Annotated in this window: 12 protein-coding genes and 1 tRNA gene; 5 read left to right on the forward strand and 8 right to left on the reverse strand. The window is 44.8% G+C overall.

Annotation, left to right across the window (positions count from 1 at the left end):
- Positions 1–230 precede the first annotated feature (230 nt).
- The 3 genes from ABD894_RS17635 to ABD894_RS17645 all read right to left on the reverse strand — a co-directional run bounded on the left by ABD894_RS17635 (position 231) and on the right by ABD894_RS17645 (position 2,470).
- Positions 231–689, reverse strand: coding sequence for a hypothetical protein (locus ABD894_RS17635; protein ID WP_345212385.1), 459 nt, complete (start codon positions 687–689; stop codon positions 231–233).
- Between the two features lie 506 nt (positions 690–1,195).
- A complete protein-coding gene (locus ABD894_RS17640; protein WP_345212386.1) occupies positions 1,196–1,420 on the reverse strand; it encodes a zinc ribbon domain-containing protein YjdM in 225 nt (74 codons plus the stop codon).
- Positions 1,421–1,486: 66 nt separating this feature from the next.
- Complete coding sequence (locus ABD894_RS17645) at positions 1,487–2,470, reverse strand: pyruvate dehydrogenase complex E1 component subunit beta (protein ID WP_345212387.1); 984 nt, start codon at positions 2,468–2,470, stop codon at positions 1,487–1,489.
- 138 nt (positions 2,471–2,608) lie between these two features.
- On the opposite strand from ABD894_RS17645, the gene ABD894_RS17650 reads away from it, so the two are divergent.
- The gene (locus ABD894_RS17650) at positions 2,609–4,543 is read left to right on the forward strand and encodes a DUF4153 domain-containing protein (protein WP_345212388.1); all 1,935 of its coding nucleotides are present in this window, start codon (positions 2,609–2,611) and stop codon (positions 4,541–4,543) included.
- A gap of 64 nt (positions 4,544–4,607) precedes the next feature.
- Here the strand turns inward: ABD894_RS17650 and ABD894_RS17655 are convergent, their stop codons facing one another.
- Together ABD894_RS17655 and amaB are read right to left on the reverse strand one after the other, a co-directional pair.
- Positions 4,608–6,257 carry a S8 family serine peptidase gene (locus tag ABD894_RS17655; protein WP_345212389.1) on the reverse strand — a complete coding sequence of 550 codons (1,650 nt, stop codon included), beginning with the start codon at positions 6,255–6,257 and terminating at the stop codon, positions 4,608–4,610.
- 50 nt (positions 6,258–6,307) lie between these two features.
- Entirely contained in the window at positions 6,308–7,849 is a 1,542-nt protein-coding gene (amaB, locus tag ABD894_RS17660) for an L-piperidine-6-carboxylate dehydrogenase (protein ID WP_345212390.1), read from the reverse strand.
- A 237-nt stretch (positions 7,850–8,086) separates the two neighbouring features.
- Between amaB and ABD894_RS17665 the strand changes: the two genes are divergently transcribed.
- Positions 8,087–9,490, forward strand: coding sequence for a tetratricopeptide repeat protein (locus tag ABD894_RS17665; protein WP_345212391.1), 1,404 nt, complete (start codon positions 8,087–8,089; stop codon positions 9,488–9,490).
- A 120-nt stretch (positions 9,491–9,610) separates the two neighbouring features.
- On the opposite strand, the gene ABD894_RS17670 is transcribed toward ABD894_RS17665, so the two are convergent.
- Positions 9,611–10,264 (reverse strand): metal-dependent transcriptional regulator, encoded by a 654-nt coding sequence (locus ABD894_RS17670; protein ID WP_345212392.1) that lies wholly within the window; start codon positions 10,262–10,264, stop codon positions 9,611–9,613.
- A 116-nt stretch (positions 10,265–10,380) separates the two neighbouring features.
- On the opposite strand from ABD894_RS17670, the gene ABD894_RS17675 reads away from it, so the two are divergent.
- Positions 10,381–12,834 carry a TonB-dependent receptor gene (locus ABD894_RS17675; RefSeq protein WP_345212393.1) on the forward strand — a complete coding sequence of 818 codons (2,454 nt, stop codon included), beginning with the start codon at positions 10,381–10,383 and terminating at the stop codon, positions 12,832–12,834.
- 320 nt (positions 12,835–13,154) lie between these two features.
- Complete coding sequence (locus ABD894_RS17680) at positions 13,155–15,398, forward strand: Tex family protein (protein WP_345212394.1); 2,244 nt, start codon at positions 13,155–13,157, stop codon at positions 15,396–15,398.
- Between the two features lie 12 nt (positions 15,399–15,410).
- On the opposite strand, the gene ABD894_RS17685 is transcribed toward ABD894_RS17680, so the two are convergent.
- The gene (locus tag ABD894_RS17685) at positions 15,411–15,887 is read right to left on the reverse strand and encodes an Lrp/AsnC ligand binding domain-containing protein (RefSeq protein WP_345212395.1); all 477 of its coding nucleotides are present in this window, start codon (positions 15,885–15,887) and stop codon (positions 15,411–15,413) included.
- Positions 15,888–16,040: 153 nt separating this feature from the next.
- Between ABD894_RS17685 and ABD894_RS17690 the strand changes: the two genes are divergently transcribed.
- Positions 16,041–16,151: transfer RNA gene (locus tag ABD894_RS17690), tRNA-Asp, on the forward strand.
- A gap of 759 nt (positions 16,152–16,910) precedes the next feature.
- On the opposite strand, the gene ABD894_RS17695 is transcribed toward ABD894_RS17690, so the two are convergent.
- Positions 16,911–17,315: an HIT family protein gene (locus ABD894_RS17695; protein WP_345212396.1), complete on the reverse strand. Its 405-nt coding sequence runs from the start codon at positions 17,313–17,315 to the stop codon at positions 16,911–16,913.
- Positions 17,316–17,409 lie beyond the last annotated feature (94 nt).

Below are 17,409 nucleotides of genomic sequence, written 5' to 3' on the forward strand. Positions count from 1 at the left end.
CTATACTACACAGAGCGTCTCTGCAAATCGGTGATTGCTTCATACCTACCCGTGACGTGTTAAAAAAACTGTCATTCTGAACGTTTGAAGAATCTTCTTCGCCATGCTTATCTGCGATAGATGCTTCGTTCCTCAGCATGACAGTGGAGAGTGGGCGTGAGCAATCGTCATTTTACCTTCAAAGTCCAGAAAGGACTAAAATTCTCGCAATGACGTGGTTTTATTTAGCGTTACAACTTAGCAGAATCCTGCAATTCGGTTTCTACCTGGTCGTCGAAGTACAAGCGGTATATCATCCACTCGTTTTTAGGTTTGTAAAACATAAAGGTGAACCTAACCGGCTGCTTTTCGTGCTTCACGAGGTAGCTATACAGCACCAAACTGCCTGATGCTTTCTTTTGTACGATGAGTTCTTTTCCGTGGTAATCACCCAATAGGGCACGCTCAGCGTCAATTTTCGATACCAAATCAACCAGTTTGGTAGAATCAACCAGTTTATTGGTTTTAAATAAACCCATTACAGCGGCATTGGTGCTCTCTTTTCCGTAGGCTTTAAAAAACTTATCAATCAGCGTAGTTGCGCCGGTAACAGTACCTTGTGGTTTAGCCGCATCGGCAGTGGTTTGGGCATAAGCGCTGCCGCCAAGTAAAAAGCAAAACAAGGCAAGTACAAGGGCCGTTTTTTTCATATTAAAGTAATTGTGAGGCATAGTTTAATTGTTTGCCTATAAAATTAGCTATTTGATGTGGAATATAAAAAGGTGGATGATTTTAAGGGTATCAAGTGTAGATAAAGCATCGTCATTGAGGTACGAAGCTTCGTTTTTGCTCTAATTAACGTTAGTCTGCTCTTGGGCGCAGTGCCCCATTACTTTTGAGGGCAAAAGTAACAAAACCCTTTGTCCAGCAAAAGGCTTCTTTGCCGCACCTGGCCTTTGCCCTGCAAATCGTGCAGAACTTAGGGCTGGAACTTTTGCCCCATTTCTTAGCCTTGCCCATATGCAACAAGTTCCTATGCCCGCCTTTGCGCTCATGGCCCCACAGTTCTGCCCGCTTTCAGCCGAAGCTCTTTGCTGACGGAGAATACATGCACAAAAAACGCGTCATTGCGAGGAACGAAGCAATCTCTAAACTGTACAGAGCGGCTCTGCAAATCAGGGATTGCTTCGTTCCTCGCAATGACAAAGACTCAGCGTTATCGCTTCTTTAAAAACTCGGTACGCAGTACGATACTCATACCGTCAACTTTGCAATCAACCTCGTCGGGTTCATCAGTAAGGCGGATCTTTTTAACGAGGGTGCCTTGCTTTAGCGTGGTGCCGCCGCCTTTTACTTTCAGACTTTTTATCAACGTTACCGAATCGCCATCGTTAAGCTGGTTACCGTTGCTGTCTTTTACTATTACTTTATCGTCGCTCATGCTATTATATTAAAAAAGCCTGCTGTTGGGCAGGCTTTCGGTATTTATAAATGTTTTTAGTTACAATTATTTGGTAACGTACATTACTTGCTTAACTGCTTTAACCACTTTTTCCGGGTTTGGCAGGTACTCTTGTATTAAAGTAGGCGCGTAAGGCAATGGCACGTCGCCACCCATAATACGTTGAATAGGCGCATCAAGGTAATCGAAAGCGTCTTTTTGTACTTTAAAAGCAACCTCGGTAGCGATAGAACCTAAAGGCCAGCTTTCTTCAACAATTACCAAACGGTTAGTTTTTTTAACCGAGTTGATGATAGTTTCGTAATCAATAGGGCGTACAGTACGCAGGTCAATTACCTCAGCATTGATGCCTTCTTTTGCAAGCTCTTCGGCAGCGGCGTTAACCACTTTCATTATTTTACCAAAACCAACTAAGGTTACATCAGTACCTTCTTTAGTTACTTTGGCTTTACCAATTTCAATATAATAGGTTTCTTCCGGAACCTGGCCTTTATCGCCATACATTACTTCTGACTCCATGAAGATAACCGGATCAGGATCAAGGATAGCCGATTTTAACAGACCTTTTGCATCATAAGGATTTGAAGGTACTACTACCTTTAAGCCCGGACAGTTTGCATACCAGTTTTCGAAACACTGGCTGTGCTGTGAGCTAAGCATACCCGCGTTACCTGTTGGGCCGCGAAATACGATAGGCACAGAGAACTGGCCACCGCTCATTGACATCATTTTGGCAGCGCCGTTAATGATCTGGTCAATAGCTACCAGCGAAAAGTTGAACGTCATGAACTCGATGATCGGTTTTAAGCCGTTCATGGCCGAACCGATACCTATACCGGCAAAACCTAACTCAGAGATTGGCGTATCTATTACACGTTTAGCGCTAAACTCATCAAGCATACCCTGACTAACTTTATAAGCACCGTTATACTCGGCTACTTCTTCACCCATCAGGTATATTGTATCATCATTGCGCATTTCTTCTGACATTGCCTCGCGAAGCGCTTCTCTGAATTGTATTTCTCTCATTGCGTTAAAAAAGATGTTTTTTACGGTCGCAAATATAATCACTAATGTTTATAATACAACCCGTACTGCTTAGCTTACTAAAAAATTACCCGGCTTATTTATAAGTTTGTTACATTACGCCAACAAAACTTTATCGCTATGAAATTTCCTTCGGTTAAAACCCTGGCAGAAGGTGCTGCAAATACCATTAAACGCTTTCCATTCGAGGTGCTTTTCGCCCTGGCAGGTACTATAGCCGCCACCGTGCGGATCGAACTGCGCGATATTAGCCCGGCAAATGAAAACTGGTGTTACCGCACCATGATGGTTGCCAACCTTGGTTTTCTGCTAAGCCTATCGGTAACATTATATGCCGAAAGCCGCGCTTTAACTACAAATACCAGGTTGTTATTCCGGTTTGGTGCCGCGGTTATAGCCGTGGGCTTTATATTCCTGCTTAATCCCGGTGAGCGACAGGCCGATTATATACGCTTCACCCTGCTTAGCCTGTCGTTTCATTTGCTGATAGCTTTTGCCGCCTTTACAGCCCCGGGGCATGTGCAGGGCTTTTGGCAATTTAACAAAACCCTGTTTCTGCGGATACTAACCGCGGTGTTATACAGCATAGCGCTGGCGTTGGGTATATCCGCCGCTATTGCCGCTACCAATTATTTGTTCAATTTTAAATTTGAGTGGGATACCTATACCATTTTATGGACATGGATCATCGGCATGTTCAGCTCCGTTTTCTTTTTAGCCGGTGTGCCTGCCGATTTTAATGCGCTCGATGAAGATCTGAATTACCCTAAAGGACTTAAGATTTTCACTCAATACGTGCTCATCCCTCTGGCTACTGTTTACGTGCTGATATTGCTGGCTTACGAAACCAAGATACTGGTAGAGTGGAACCTGCCCAAAGGTGTGGTATCGTATCTTATATTGAGCTATTCGGTATTTGGCATATTATCGTTGTTGCTCGTATACCCCATTCGCGAGCAGGAAGAAAACAAGTGGCTTAAAACCTATACCCGTAGTTTTTATTTCTTGCTTATTCCGCTGTTGGTGCTGTTGTTTTTAGCGGTTGGGGCAAGGGTAAACAAATACGGCGTTACCGAATACCGGTACTTTTTAATATTGCTCACCTGCTGGCTGGCCTTTATCACCGCGTATTTCCTGCTGTTTAAGCAGCAAAATATCAAGCTGATCCCAATATCGCTGTGTGTACTTACCTTGCTAACCATATACGGTCCGCAAAGCGGCTTTTCCATCGCGCGGTATTCGCAGCAGCAAATACTGGTTAAACATTTTAAAAAGTACGATGCCTACAAAAACGGAAAGCTGATAAGCCTGAAAGGTAAAAAGATAAAGGGTATAGATGGCAGCCGGACTGTAGCCACGCTCGATTACCTGATAGAGCATTACGATTTTAACTCGTTGCAGCCTTATTTCAATACCGACCTCGGCAAGGTGAATGATTCGTTAAGCATCAAAAAAAGTAAATGGAACACAGGTTTTATTGTTAGCAGGTATGAACTGCGCGATAAAAAACTTACCTGGGTGAAAAAACAACTGGGGTTAACTAAGTACACGGGATATATCTACAACGACACCATTGCCAATGTATCTGTAATAAACGAAGATGCGCAGCGCTTTTATTTTAATAATGAGGATGGCTTAGTTAACGTAAAAGGGTTTGATTATATACTTAACTTAAATATATACGGCAGCGATGTTGCAAGCACCGTTAAAGAAAAGGGAATGGTAATTAAGCAAAGCAACAAGCTTCAAGAAACATATAACTTATGGATTAATGATGAGCTGTTTTCTTTTGATGCCACTGCTATTGCCAAAGAATTAATAGCCAATAAAAAAATTGCTGTTGCCGATACCAGCACAAATGCCGACGATGTTGACAGGCCGAGTTTAAATTATACCATCCCGGCTCAATACTTAACCGTAACAAAAGAGAGCAAAACTTACATCGTAACGCTGGTGCTAAGCGGTTTTGGATTTAGCTATGATGTAGATAAAGCAATAGTACCAACACAGGTGACAGGTACATACCTGCTAAAAAAGAAGATTGATAACAAATAGGCTATAAACAAGAGAAGCGGACTTTTGGGCCCGCTTCTCTTTTATCTAAGTTTGATATAAACTCTTAGTTCTTCCGCTCGCCTTTTAGGGTTGCGGCTATTTCTAATGCCTTCAAGGCGTTTACAATACCGCCGGTTTTTGATAGGGTTGCAAAATCAACTTTTTCATCTTTGCTGCCCGGTTTTAAAACCATAGTGCCATTAAGCGGGGCTGCCGATTGCAGTATTACTTGTTTCAGTTGTTTAGCGCTTAGTTTAGGATAATATTCTAACACCAAAGCTGCCACACCGGCCACAATTGGCGAAGCGAAACTGGTACCATCGGCAGTGTTAAATTCGGCATCCATATCAATAGAAGTTACTTTAACACCCGGTGCAAATACATCCACATTCTTTTTACCGTAGTTGCTGAAAGAACCAGCAAGCGTTTCGTCGTTCTTAGCGCCCGAAGCACCTACCACAATCACGTTATCGGCGTCGGTTGACGAACCATCTTCAAAGGTATCGTTCGGGAATTGCGGTTTGGCATCCACATCGCTGTTATCGTTACCTGCTGCCTGTACCAACAGCACATCTTTTGAGGCCGCGTATTTAAAGGCATCGTCCACCCATTTTTTGTGCGGAGATAGCTTTTTGCCGAAACTCATATTGATGACCTTAGCGCCATTGTTCACCGCGTAGCGGATGGCATTGGCAATATCCTTATCGTACTCATCGCCGTTAGGCACTGCTTTAATACCCATAATGCGTACATTATCGGCCACGCCGTTGATGCCGTAATTGTTATCGCGAATAGCGCCGATCAAACCGGCCACACCTGTACCGTGCGATGCATCAGGGAATTTGGTGATGTTGCTGCCGTAAGGTTTGCCGTCGTTCACATCCGGGTTATCGCCCACAATACGCTTGCGCGATTCCAGGTCGGGGTTGATATCGTTATTCAGCTTGGCCAGGTATTCGCTCAGGTCTTTAATGGTTTTTACGTTATCGTTATCACCGCCCTCCTGTGTAAATATCGACTCCCATATTTGCTTGCTTTGCATTACGGTATCGTTAGTGGTATTGATCTTAGCCAGGTCGGCTTTGGTGAAACCGGCATCCGCCTTTAGCTTCAATTCGTTTTTAAGATAACCGCTGGTGGTCATCAGTACATTCATCACCGGCTGTAGCTGATCAAATTCGGTTTTCGATTTGGTAACGGTAGTATCATGCGTTGAACGTACCTTAACCCAATATTGATATTCTTTTTTATCGGGCGCAGTGGTTTCGGTAAGCGTGGCGTATTTTGTTTTTAGGCGATTGTACTCACGTACCTCCTCGGTAGTTTCGGTATAATCGGCTTTGCCACCCGGACCGCCTAGAAAGTTCCAGCCGTGTACATCATCAATAAAACCATTCTTGTCGTCATCTTTACCATTGCCGGGTTTCTCTTTGGGATTGGTCCACAGTATAGCTTTCAAATCGGTTTGGGCGGTATCAATACCACTGTCAATAGTAGCCACTACCACCGTTTTGCTTTTTTTGCCCTTTAAAAACTCGTAAGCGGGGCCTAAGCTAATGCCAAAATATCCGTCTTTTTTAAGATCGAGCAGGTGCCAGTCTTTAGGAGTTTCTGCTGGCGGGGCAACCGGCGCTACCTGCGCGTAAGTGTTAATGCTGAAGAACAGCGCGCTGCTAATTAAAGGCGCTATTATGAATTTGCGGATATTAAACATGTATTAAATTTTGTTGTACTATTTTGTTTACTCTCTTTTTTAGATTTTGGTTACAGGTCAAACTTTATTCCCTGTGCTAAAGGCAACGTTTTTGAATAGTTTATAGTATTGGTTTGCCTTCTCATATATACTTTCCAGGCATCCGAACCCGATTCGCGACCGCCGCCGGTTTCTTTTTCGCCGCCAAAAGCGCCGCCAATTTCGGCACCCGAGGTACCTATGTTAACATTGGCAATACCGCAGTCAGAACCAACAGACGATAAAAATTGTTCGGCCTCGCGTAAATTATTGGTCATGATGGCGGATGACAGCCCCTGCGGCACACCATTTTGCATAGCGATGGCATCATCCAGCTCTGTATATTTTACAAGGTATAATATAGGCGCGAAGGTTTCGTGCTGTACAATTTCGAAATGGTTTTCTACCTCGGCAATGCAGGGCTTAACATAACAGCCCGATGTATAATCGCCGCCGCTTAAAGCGCCGCCTTCTACTACAAAATTGCCACCCTCGGCTTTGCACTTTTCAATGGCATTAAGGTATAGCTGCACCGCGTCCTGATCAATCAGCGGCCCTACATGGTTATGCTCATCTAAAGGATTACCGATGCGTATCTGCTTGTAAGCATTCACCAGTTTTTGCTTAAAAGCGTCGTAAACACTTTCGTGGATGATGAGCCTGCGCGTACTGGTGCAGCGCTGCCCGGCAGTACCCACCGCGCCAAATACCGCGCCTATCAATGACATATCCAAATCGGCATTTTCGGTGATGATGATAGCGTTGTTACCGCCCAGCTCAAGCAGGCTGCGGCCTAACCTCGCGCCCACGGCAGCCCCCACAGCCTTACCCATACGGGTAGAACCGGTGGCCGAAATCAGCGGCAGGCGTTTGTCATTAGCCATCAGTTCGCCAATAGCACGATCGCCTATGATGAGGCATGATACTCCTTCGGGGATATTATTCTGTTTAAATACTTCTTGTGCTATATGCTGACAGGCAATGGCCGTAAGCGGTGTTTTTTCAGATGGCTTCCAGATGCATACATCGCCGCAAACCCAGGCCAGCATGGCATTCCAGCTCCACACCGCCACCGGGAAATTAAAAGCTGAAATCACGCCTACAATACCCAGCGGATGATACTGCTCGTACATACGGTGGCTCGGCCTTTCAGATTGCATGGTAAGCCCGTACAACTGGCGGCTTAACCCCACCGCGAAATCACATATATCAATCATCTCCTGCACTTCGCCGTAGCCTTCCTGCAAGCTTTTGCCCATTTCGTAGGATACCAAAGCGCCAAGATTCTCTTTGTTGGCCCGCAGGGCATCACCTATTTGCCTTACAATTTCGCCGCGTTTCGGGGCCGGTGTTTTCTGCCAGCTTTTGAATGCTCCGGCTGCTTTTTCCACAACCTTATTGTAGTCATCGGCGGTAGCAAATTTTACTGCCGCAATGGTCTTACCATCAACCGGCGAGGTAATATTTTTCACTTCGGCACCCGCGCTGCTTCCCCACTCGCTACCTGTACTAAACGCATAGTTAATGTCGTTTATATGTAAATGATCCAAAATCTTTGCAATATCGAGGCTCATAATATGTAAATTTGTCAAAGGTAAAAATCTTTAAGGCAATTCATCAGCAACCCACCTTTTGCCGGCTAATTGGTTCATATTTATTATCAGGCAGTTGTATTTAACATCTGTTAATAATGTGCGAATGTTGAAAACTTAATTGCCATATCGATATTTATTGTATGTAATTTAAACGCAGTTAAGCCTAAATACAGTATTATAATTGCATTTAGCATGGTGTTCTGCAAACAAAAATGAATGGAAGAAGAATTTGAATTTGGTTTTACCGAAGACCCAAAATTCTCGGTAGAACGGTACGAAGAGATGATTCGGAATCATGATCAGTACTTTTTTGATGCCCAGGCGTTTGAGAACATTATCGACTACTATATCGAAAAGAACGATCCGCCGAAGGCACTGCAAGTTGTAGAGTATGCCCGTAACCAACACCCTTTTGCCGCTGTATTTTTAATAAAACAAGCCCAGCTATTGGTGGTAACCAACCGCGCGAGCGAAGCATTCGCGGCATTGGATAAAGCGGCTATGCTGGAAGCGTCAGACCCCGATATTTATATTATTCGCGGTAACCTGTACGAAAGCATGGAGCGCTACAGCGAGGCACTCGAAAACTACGAAAAAGCGCTCGACATGGCCGAGGAAACCGACGAGGTATTACTGCATATCGCTTACGTGCATCAAAACATGGGCGATTATGACCAGGCCATAAAATACCTGAAAATGTGCCTTGAGCAGAACATGGAAAACCAGGACGCTTTATACGAGCTGGCTTTTTGTTATGATGTGCTTGATAACCAGCAGGAAAGCGTACAGTTTTATCAGCAATACATTGATAACGAACCGTATAGCTACGCCGCATGGTATAATTTGGGCAACGCCTACACCAAGCTGAGCCTGTTTGAAAAAGCTATTGATGCTTATGACTATGCCATATTAATTAAGGATAGCTTTGCATCGGCCTACTTTAACAAAGGTAACGCGCTGGTTAATCTCGAAAAATATGCCGAAGCTATTGAAGTATACCGCCAAACCTTTGAGTATGAGCAACCCAATGCCGATACTTATTGCGCTATTGGCGAATGCTACGAAAAGCTGGAGCAAATGGACGACGCGCGCGCTTTCTACAAAAAATCGGTTAAGATGGATTCGAAACTGGCAGATGCCTGGTTCGGTATAGGTGTAACACTTGATTTTGAAGAGCGTTATTTTGAGGCTTTGCACTTTTACAAAAAAGCGCTGGATCTTGATATTGCCAATGCCGACTACTGGTTTGCCATTGCCGATGCCGAATACAAGCTGGGCCATATTGTAGAGGCCGAACAAGCCTACGAAAAAGTGGTAGAACTGAACCCGCTGGATGTGGATGCCTGGCTGGATTATTCGTCGATATTATACGAGCAGGATAATTTGGTGAGCGCCATAGAGATCATGACGCAGGCTATCAAAAATAACCCCGAAGCAGCCGAGCTATACTACCGCATGGTAGCGTACCTGTTTGCCAAAGGCGATTATAACGAAGCGCTGAGTCACCTCGAAATGGCATTAACATCCGATCCGGAGAAGCACTATATCCTGTTTGAATACCTGCCGCAATTGCAGCAGAATAAAGTGATCATTGATATCATTAACAGGTATACCCAATAATAAAAAGATTTTATTGTGATGATTTTTTGAGAGGGTCTGTATAGTAATACAGGCCCTTTTTTATTTAGAGGGATGGGGAGATAGGCACATACAACTTTCAACACACAACCTGCAACCAAACTACTCCACCAAAATATTCTCGCCGAACTTTTGCGAAACGGTGGTATTCTCGCGATCAGCAATGCGGATCACCAGTGAATTGTCATAGCTGATCTTTTCTACCAGCGCTATGGTAGTACCGATGCCTATTTCGAGTTTAAGCAGGTATTGGAGAAAGGCGCTGCTGGTATCTTTAACGGCAGCTACGCGACAGGTGGTGCCGGTTTTCATATCGGCCAGGGTTACCGAATAAGGCTTGGCCATTTTGCCGTTGGCCTTTGGTATCGGGTCGCCATGCGGATCATAATCCGGAAAGCCAAGGAATTTATCGAGCCTGTCGGCAAGGGTGGCATCATTAATATGCTCCAGCTCTTCGGCAATATCATGGATCTCATCCCAGTGATAACCCAATTTTTCCAGCAAGAAAACTTCCCATAGGCGGTGGCGGCGTACTATCAATACCGCGTTTTTTTGCCCTTGCGGGGTGAGCTCAACGCCCTTCTTTTTATCGTACTCAATCAGTTGCTTATCAGTCAGCTTCCTGATCATATCCACTACCGAAGCCGGATTATTGCCTAATGATTCGGCAATGGCTGTGGGGGTGATTTTTACGCCCTCATCCTGCGATAGCCGGTAAATGGCCTTTAGATAGTTCTCCTCTGATAAAGTATACATCCTGATATCTTATTTGAAACAAACATAGGCAATAGTCACAATAAATAAAATTAGGCAAACCTAATTTTATTTATTGTGTTAACTAAATTATTTTATATGTTTGTCCAAATTAATTTATGATGCGTAACCTTGCAATCTGCCTCCTTATATTATTATCAACTTTAGCCAAAGCCCAGCACATCAGCATTAAAGGCACCGTAATGGCCGATACCGTGCCCGTGTCGCACGTATCGGTAACTATTAGCGGTACCCGTTTGGGCACGCGTACCAATGCATCAGGTTATTACGAAATACGGGATGTACCGGCGGGAAATTACCGCGTAACATTTTCCAGCGTTAACTATGAGCAGGAGAAAAGCGCCGTAACCATCAGCAGCGACAAGACTGTAATTTTGAACACCAACCTCAAACCTTTTACCTCTAAACTGAACGAAGTGGTAGTAACCGGGGTGTCGCGAGCCACCACGCTGCGTAAAAACCCGGTGCCTATAGCGGTGCTCTCCAAAACCAATCTCGACCAAAACATCAGCACCAACATTATCGAAAGTATTGTAAAGGGTGTGCCGGGGGTAAATGCCGTAACTACCGGGCCTAATATTTCCAAACCCTTCATCCGTGGCCTCGGTTATAACCGGGTGCTTACGCTGTACGATGGCATCCGGCAGGAAGGCCAGCAATGGGGTGATGAACATGGTATTGAGATAGACCCTTATGGCATTGGCCGGGTAGAGGTAATTAAAGGCCCGGCGAGTTTAACCTATGGTTCTGATGCGCTGGCCGGGGTGATCAACATGATTCCGTTTACCCAGCATGATACCGTTGGTTTTAAGGGCGATTTCACCAGCGATTACCATACTAATAACGGCATGATCGGTTCGTCGTTAGGCTTATATTATAAAAAGAGCGACTGGAAATACATCTTCAGGGCTACGGCAAAAGGCGCGCATGATTATCGTAACAATGTGGATGGCTATGTATATAATTCCGGCTTCCGCGAGGTTAACTTATCGGCAATGGCACGCACCGATAAAAAATGGGGATATACCCAAATAGCGGCCACTTTATATAATAACCAACAGGAAATACCCGACGGCAGCCGCGATTCGCTTACCCGCCGTTTTACCAAGCAGGTAGCCGAAGCCGATAATATAAAAGACAGGCCGATAGTGCCCGATAACGAGTTACGATCATACTCCATTGCGCCGTTAACGCAAAGTATTAAGCATTACCGGGTATACTCGCAAAGCAAGTTCAACGTTGGCGAGGGCAGCATCAACGCTATTTTGGGTGTGCAGCAAAACCTGCGCCGCGAGTACACGCACCCAACTATGGTAGAACAACCTGCTTTAGATATCCAGCTAAACACGCTCAATTATGAGGCAAGGTATAACCTGCCAATTTTTTCGGGGTTTGAAACGACTGTTGGTGCTAACGGTTTTTACCAAACCAACCGCAATAAAAACGCCACCGATCTGCCCATCCCGGATTATAACCTGTTCGATATCGGCACGTACCTGTTCGTCAAAAAGAGCTTTGGTAAGGTTGATGTATCGGGTGGCATCCGTTATGATAGCCGCAATATAAAATGGAACGATCTGTATGTTGGGCACGATCCGCAAACGGGTTTCGGCAAGCAGGTTCAGTCCAATACACCCGGTGCCAACTTACAGTTCCCGGCGTTCAGGCATACGTATACCGGTCTTTCGGGGAGCCTGGGTTTAACGTATAACATTACCGACAGACTACTGTTGAAAGCCAATGTGGCTCGCGGCTACCGTGCGCCAAACATTACCGAGATCGGCTCCAACGGGCTTGATCCGGGTGCGCATATTGTTTACCTGGGTAACCGCGATTTCAATCCCGAATTTAGCTTGCAGCAGGATGTCGGTTTTATCGCCTACCTGAAAAATCTGGATATAGTGATGGAGGTTTTCAATAACAATATCAACAACTACATATACCAGGCAAAATTAACCGATGCCAACGGCAATCCGGTGGTGATAGTGCCTGGTAACAGTACGTATCAGTACCAGCAATCTAAAGCGCGCCTGTACGGTGCCGAGGTTACGCTCAACTTGCACCCCGAGGCTATAAAGTGGCTTAGCTTTAACAATAGCCTGGCATACGTGCGTGGTATCAATAAAAACGAGGAACTGATAGAGCGATCAAACGGCGCGGCTAAATACCTGCCATTTATACCGCCGCTGCATGTGCGTTCCGAATTACGGGGCAAGCTGAGCGGTACTTACGGTATCTTCTCAAAAATATATGCTGCTGTTGAAGCCGACATGTATTCGGCGCAAGATCATTTTTACGCGCTTGATAATACCGAAACTTATACACCCGGCTATACCCTCATTAACCTGAGCGCGGGCACCGCCATTAAACCCAAAGCCGCCAAAACATGGTTCGAGCTATTTGTACAGGCCGATAACATTTTCGATAAAGCCTATCAATCAAACCTTAACCGCTTAAAGTATTTCGAGTATTATACTGCATCGCCCAATGGCCGTTCGGGCATCTATAACATGGGGCACAATGTGAGTATGAAGGTGGTGTGGCATTTTTAGGGATTGAGTTATTGCGAGGTGTTTTAACCGCAAAGTGCACAGAGATTTTAGCACAGAGTTACACAAAGGGCTTAAATAGAGTATAAAAGAGAAATACTATATTGTACAATACTTATAATAATCATTCCCAAAAAAATCTCTGTGTAACTCCGTGGCAAACTCTGTGCACTTTGTGGTTAAATTATAAACCTATTCAATCATTATTCTGCGGTTAAAAATCCGGAATCATATTATTAAACCTGCAATCGCTTTAAATCTCCACAATACTTTGATTTCTGCTTAAAGTATCTCAACTTCGCATTCCGAAAAAACAGATACCTATGGTTACTCATTTCAAAAAGATCGCTGCCGAACTTTCCATTACCGAAAAGCAGGTTAACGCTACCGTTAATTTACTGGATGAAGGCGCTACCGTGCCTTTTATTTCCCGTTACCGTAAAGAGCTTACCGGCAGTTTAGATGAGGTAGAAGTGGCCGCCATCCGCGATCGTACACAACAACTACGTGATCTGGACAAGCGCCGCGAAGCCATCCTGAAATCGCTTACTGATATGGGCAAACTTACTCCCGAACTGGAAGCGAAGATCAATGAGGCCGAAACCATGGTATTGCTGGAAGATATTTATCTGCCATATCGCCCTAAACGTAAAACCCGCGCCACCACTGCCCGCGAAAAAGGGCTGCAACCGCTGGCCGACGTAATTATGGAGCAGGGCCGTTTTGATGTAGATGCCGAAGCCGAAAAATATATCGATACCGAAAAAGGTGTAAAAGACCTTACAGAAGCTTTGGGCGGTGCCCGCGATATTATTGCCGAAACCATCAGCGAAAATGCCGATGTGCGTACCAAAATGCGCGAACTGTTTATCGAAAAAGGCACTTTTCAATCAAAAGTGGCCGATGGTAAAGAGGAAGAGGGGATTAAATATAAAGACTATTTCGATTGGACAGAGCCTGTAAAATCGGCACCATCGCACCGGATACTGGCCATGCGCCGCGGCGAAAAGGAAGAAATTTTGTGGTTGGATATTAAACCGGCCGAAGATGAAGCCATCGCTTTGCTGGATGGTACGTTTATAAAAGGCAACAATGCCGCGTCAGACCAGGTGCGTTTGGCCATTGCCGACGGTTACAAGCGTTTGCTGAAACCATCAATGGAAACCGAAGTTCGCCTGTTCACCAAAAAGAAAGCCGACGAAGAAGCCATCCGCGTATTTGCCGAGAATGCCCGTCAGCTACTGCTTGGCGCGCCGCTTGGTCAAAAAAGGGTGATGGCTGTAGATCCGGGCTTTCGTACAGGCTGTAAGGTAGTGTGTTTGGATGAGCAGGGTAAACTGCTCGAAAACGCTACCATATACCCACACACCGGCGCAGGTAATGTTAAAGAAGCCGAGAAAACAGTTAAGCACTTAACTGAAAAATTTAATATCCAGGCTATCGCTATCGGCAATGGCACCGCAGGCCGCGAAACCGAGGTGTTTATCCGGAACCTTAATTTGCCGGGAGTTACCGTGGTAATGGTAAATGAAAGCGGCGCGTCAATTTATTCCGCTTCAGATGTTGCCCGCGAGGAATTTCCGGATAAGGATGTTACCGTGAGGGGCGCAGTATCTATCGGTCGCCGGTTGATGGATCCGCTGGCCGAACTGGTGAAGATCGACCCGAAATCAATAGGTGTTGGCCAGTACCAGCACGATGTTGATCAAAATAAACTGCAAACATCATTAGATGATACCGTAATCAGTTGCGTAAACGCCGTTGGTGTGGAACTGAATACGGCATCGAAACAAATACTGGCCTATATATCGGGCCTTGGGCCGCAACTGGCACAAAATATTGTGGAATACCGTGACCAAAACGGGGCTTTTAAACGCCGCGACCAGTTGAAGAAGGTAGCCCGTTTGGGTGATAAGGCCTACGAGCAGGCGGCAGGTTTCCTGCGTATCCGCGATGCCGAAAACCCGCTGGATACCAGTGCCGTACACCCGGAAAGGTATACTTTGGTAGAGCAAATGGCCAAGGATCTTAATTGCTCGGTGAAAGAACTCATGACCAGCGACAAGCTGCGCAAAAGTATTCCGCTGCAAAAATATGTGTCAGAAACTGTGGGTTTACCAACCCTTAACGATATTATAGCCGAACTGGCCAAACCGGGCCGCGACCCGCGTGAGCAGTTTGAAACTTTCAGCTTTACCGAAGGTGTAAACGCCATTGGCGATCTTAAGGTGGGCATGAAACTGCCGGGTATTGTTACCAATATCACCAACTTCGGCGCCTTTGTGGATATAGGCGTGCACCAGGATGGTTTGGTGCATTTGAGCCAGATCACCAACCGCTTTATAAAAGATCCTAACGAGGTGTTAAAGGTAGCTCAAAAGGTAGAGGTAACCGTTACCGAAGTTGATGTGAACCGCAAGCGGATCTCGCTATCAATGAAAGAGAACGAAAAACAAGCGCCGGCCAAAAAGCATACCGACCGGAATGTGGCAAACAGGCAAAGCAAGCCACAACCCGAAACGGATATAGCAATTAAACTGGCAGCGCTTAAAAATAAATTTAAGTAAGAGGTTTATCCCTTATTCGAGGGTTATTTGGCGTTTGATGCTCTCTTCCAGTGATATAAAGGTTTCGGTACGTTGTATGCCTTTTACGCTTTGGATGTTCTCATTAAGCACCTCGCGTAAATGATTGGTATCATGGCATACTATTTTAGCAAAAATACTCCAGCTGCCTGTAGTATAATGCAGCTCAACAATTTCGTTGATCTCCTTAAGCTGGGTTACAGCTTCCTGGTATTGCGAGCCCTTTTCAAGGTAAATACCCAGGAACGCGGTTATGTCGTAGCCTAACTTTTGGGGGTCAACCTCAAGGCTTGCTCCTTTTATAACTCCCATCTCCTCAAGCTTTTTCATACGTACATGTATGGTGCCGCCGGAAACAATTAATTCCTTAGCGATCTCGGTATAAGGAGTAGTCGCGTTCTTCATTAAGATTGATAATATCTGAATATCAAGATTATCAATTTCTAAATTTTGGGCTTTTCTGTGGGGCATAAATTTAAAAATCTATATTTTAATACAAGTTTAATTAAAATCTGAATAAAAATAAAATATTTTTGTTGAAATATTTGCAAGAAAGTGCCAAGTCCTTTAAATTTGTATCAAGCAAATGACAAAATGCTTATCGTTCATTAATATAAAACACAATGTTGGGTGGTGAAACTTTTGGCAGACACACCTCCTTGTCCCGGTGGCGGAGATCATAGGAAACCAGCAATGGCTAACTACTCTGTGGAGGTTCGAATCCTTCCCCAACAGCAATTCCAATGGCTTGGAATTAACAACAATACTGTAGGATGGTGAAATTTTTGGCAGACACACCTCCTTGTCGCGGTGGCGGAGAAACTGGGAAACTCTTAGCAATAAGAATAACCACTCCGTGGAGGTTCGACCCCTTCTCCTACAGCTCTTCTCATAATTTAGGTTTATAATTGGTTAGTAAAGGCCCCTGCCCATCAGGGGTCTTGCTATTTTAAGGCCTTTTTTCTTTTCAAATTTATATCAAGTTTCAGGGTTGTGGTTCGAGGTTTTCTGTATGATTTCATCAATATTATACGTAGCACTCAATTTCAATATCTTAGCAGTCGCGAGTTTAGCATAGCGCAACTCGTGACCAAGTATGGGGTAAGCTTTCAGCTTACACAAAATACATTGATGAGAGATGTTCTTTAGAATGAAGAAAATGAAACTATAATGAGCTTGAATCAGAGCGGCTGTACGCCTCGTAATACCCGTTGCCCGGCTGGAGCCACAAGTGTGGTAAGATGATTTTTTGTCAATTAGAACGAAGAACGGGAGGAACTACTCTCTTGAGCAATAGCGAAAATATTCTTCATCAAGCAAGTAGCAAACATGCGTAATGAAGAAGATCTCTCACTGCGTTTCGAGATGCCAAGTAGTTTTTCCAACGCCTGTGGGCCGGAGCGACTATATAGGTAAATTAAATCCATCCTAAAACTCCCTCTTTGCGCAGCAGAGAGGGACGTCGAGCGAAGCAAAGACAGGGTGAGTCCCTGGCTAATCCTCTTCCCTCAGCGCTTCTTTTATCTTCGCCGCAGTTTCGGCCAGTTGCTCATTGGTGAATGATAGTTTTGGGCGGGCGAAGTTGATATCGTCAACATTATTTACCGGGATGAGGTGGATATGGGCATGCGGTACTTCTAAACCGATAACCACTACGCCAACCTTTTTACACGGAATTGCTTTTTTAACGCCCTTGGCTACTATTTTGGCAAATAGCTGCAAGCCAACATACACGTCATCTTCCAGGTCGAAAATATAATCAACCTCTGCTTTGGGTATTACCAGCACGTGCCCCTCGGCCAGCGGACTAATATCCAGAAATGCCAAAAAATCATTGCTTTCGGCAACTACATGGGCAGGTATTTCACCCGCTATAATTTTTGAAAATATGGTAGACATAGGGAGGGAGTAGATAGTGGTGAGTAGATAGTAGTTTTTGAGTTAGTGATTTAGTGAATGAGCAAGTGTGTGATTTAGTGAGTGAGCGAGTAGT

It is taken from the genome of Mucilaginibacter gynuensis (assembly GCF_039541195.1).
GTDB classification, from domain to species: domain Bacteria; phylum Bacteroidota; class Bacteroidia; order Sphingobacteriales; family Sphingobacteriaceae; genus Mucilaginibacter; species Mucilaginibacter gynuensis.

Bases quoted from the DNA above. Each gene is read 5' to 3' on its own strand.
- ABD894_RS17635 (WP_345212385.1), bottom strand. From the start codon at position 689: ATGAAAAAAACGGCCCTTGTACTTGCCTTGTTTTGCTTTTTACTTGGC.
- ABD894_RS17640 (WP_345212386.1), bottom strand. From the start codon at position 1,420: ATGAGCGACGATAAAGTAATAGTAAAAGACAGCAACGGTAACCAGCTT.
- ABD894_RS17645 (WP_345212387.1), bottom strand. From the start codon at position 2,470: ATGAGAGAAATACAATTCAGAGAAGCGCTTCGCGAGGCAATGTCAGAA.
- ABD894_RS17650 (WP_345212388.1), top strand. From the start codon at position 2,609: ATGAAATTTCCTTCGGTTAAAACCCTGGCAGAAGGTGCTGCAAATACC.
- ABD894_RS17655 (WP_345212389.1), bottom strand. From the start codon at position 6,257: ATGTTTAATATCCGCAAATTCATAATAGCGCCTTTAATTAGCAGCGCG.
- amaB (WP_345212390.1), bottom strand. From the start codon at position 7,849: ATGAGCCTCGATATTGCAAAGATTTTGGATCATTTACATATAAACGAC.
- ABD894_RS17665 (WP_345212391.1), top strand. From the start codon at position 8,087: ATGGAAGAAGAATTTGAATTTGGTTTTACCGAAGACCCAAAATTCTCG.
- ABD894_RS17670 (WP_345212392.1), bottom strand. From the start codon at position 10,264: ATGTATACTTTATCAGAGGAGAACTATCTAAAGGCCATTTACCGGCTA.
- ABD894_RS17675 (WP_345212393.1), top strand. From the start codon at position 10,381: ATGATGCGTAACCTTGCAATCTGCCTCCTTATATTATTATCAACTTTA.
- ABD894_RS17680 (WP_345212394.1), top strand. From the start codon at position 13,155: ATGGTTACTCATTTCAAAAAGATCGCTGCCGAACTTTCCATTACCGAA.
- ABD894_RS17685 (WP_345212395.1), bottom strand. From the start codon at position 15,887: ATGCCCCACAGAAAAGCCCAAAATTTAGAAATTGATAATCTTGATATT.
- ABD894_RS17695 (WP_345212396.1), bottom strand. From the start codon at position 17,315: ATGTCTACCATATTTTCAAAAATTATAGCGGGTGAAATACCTGCCCAT.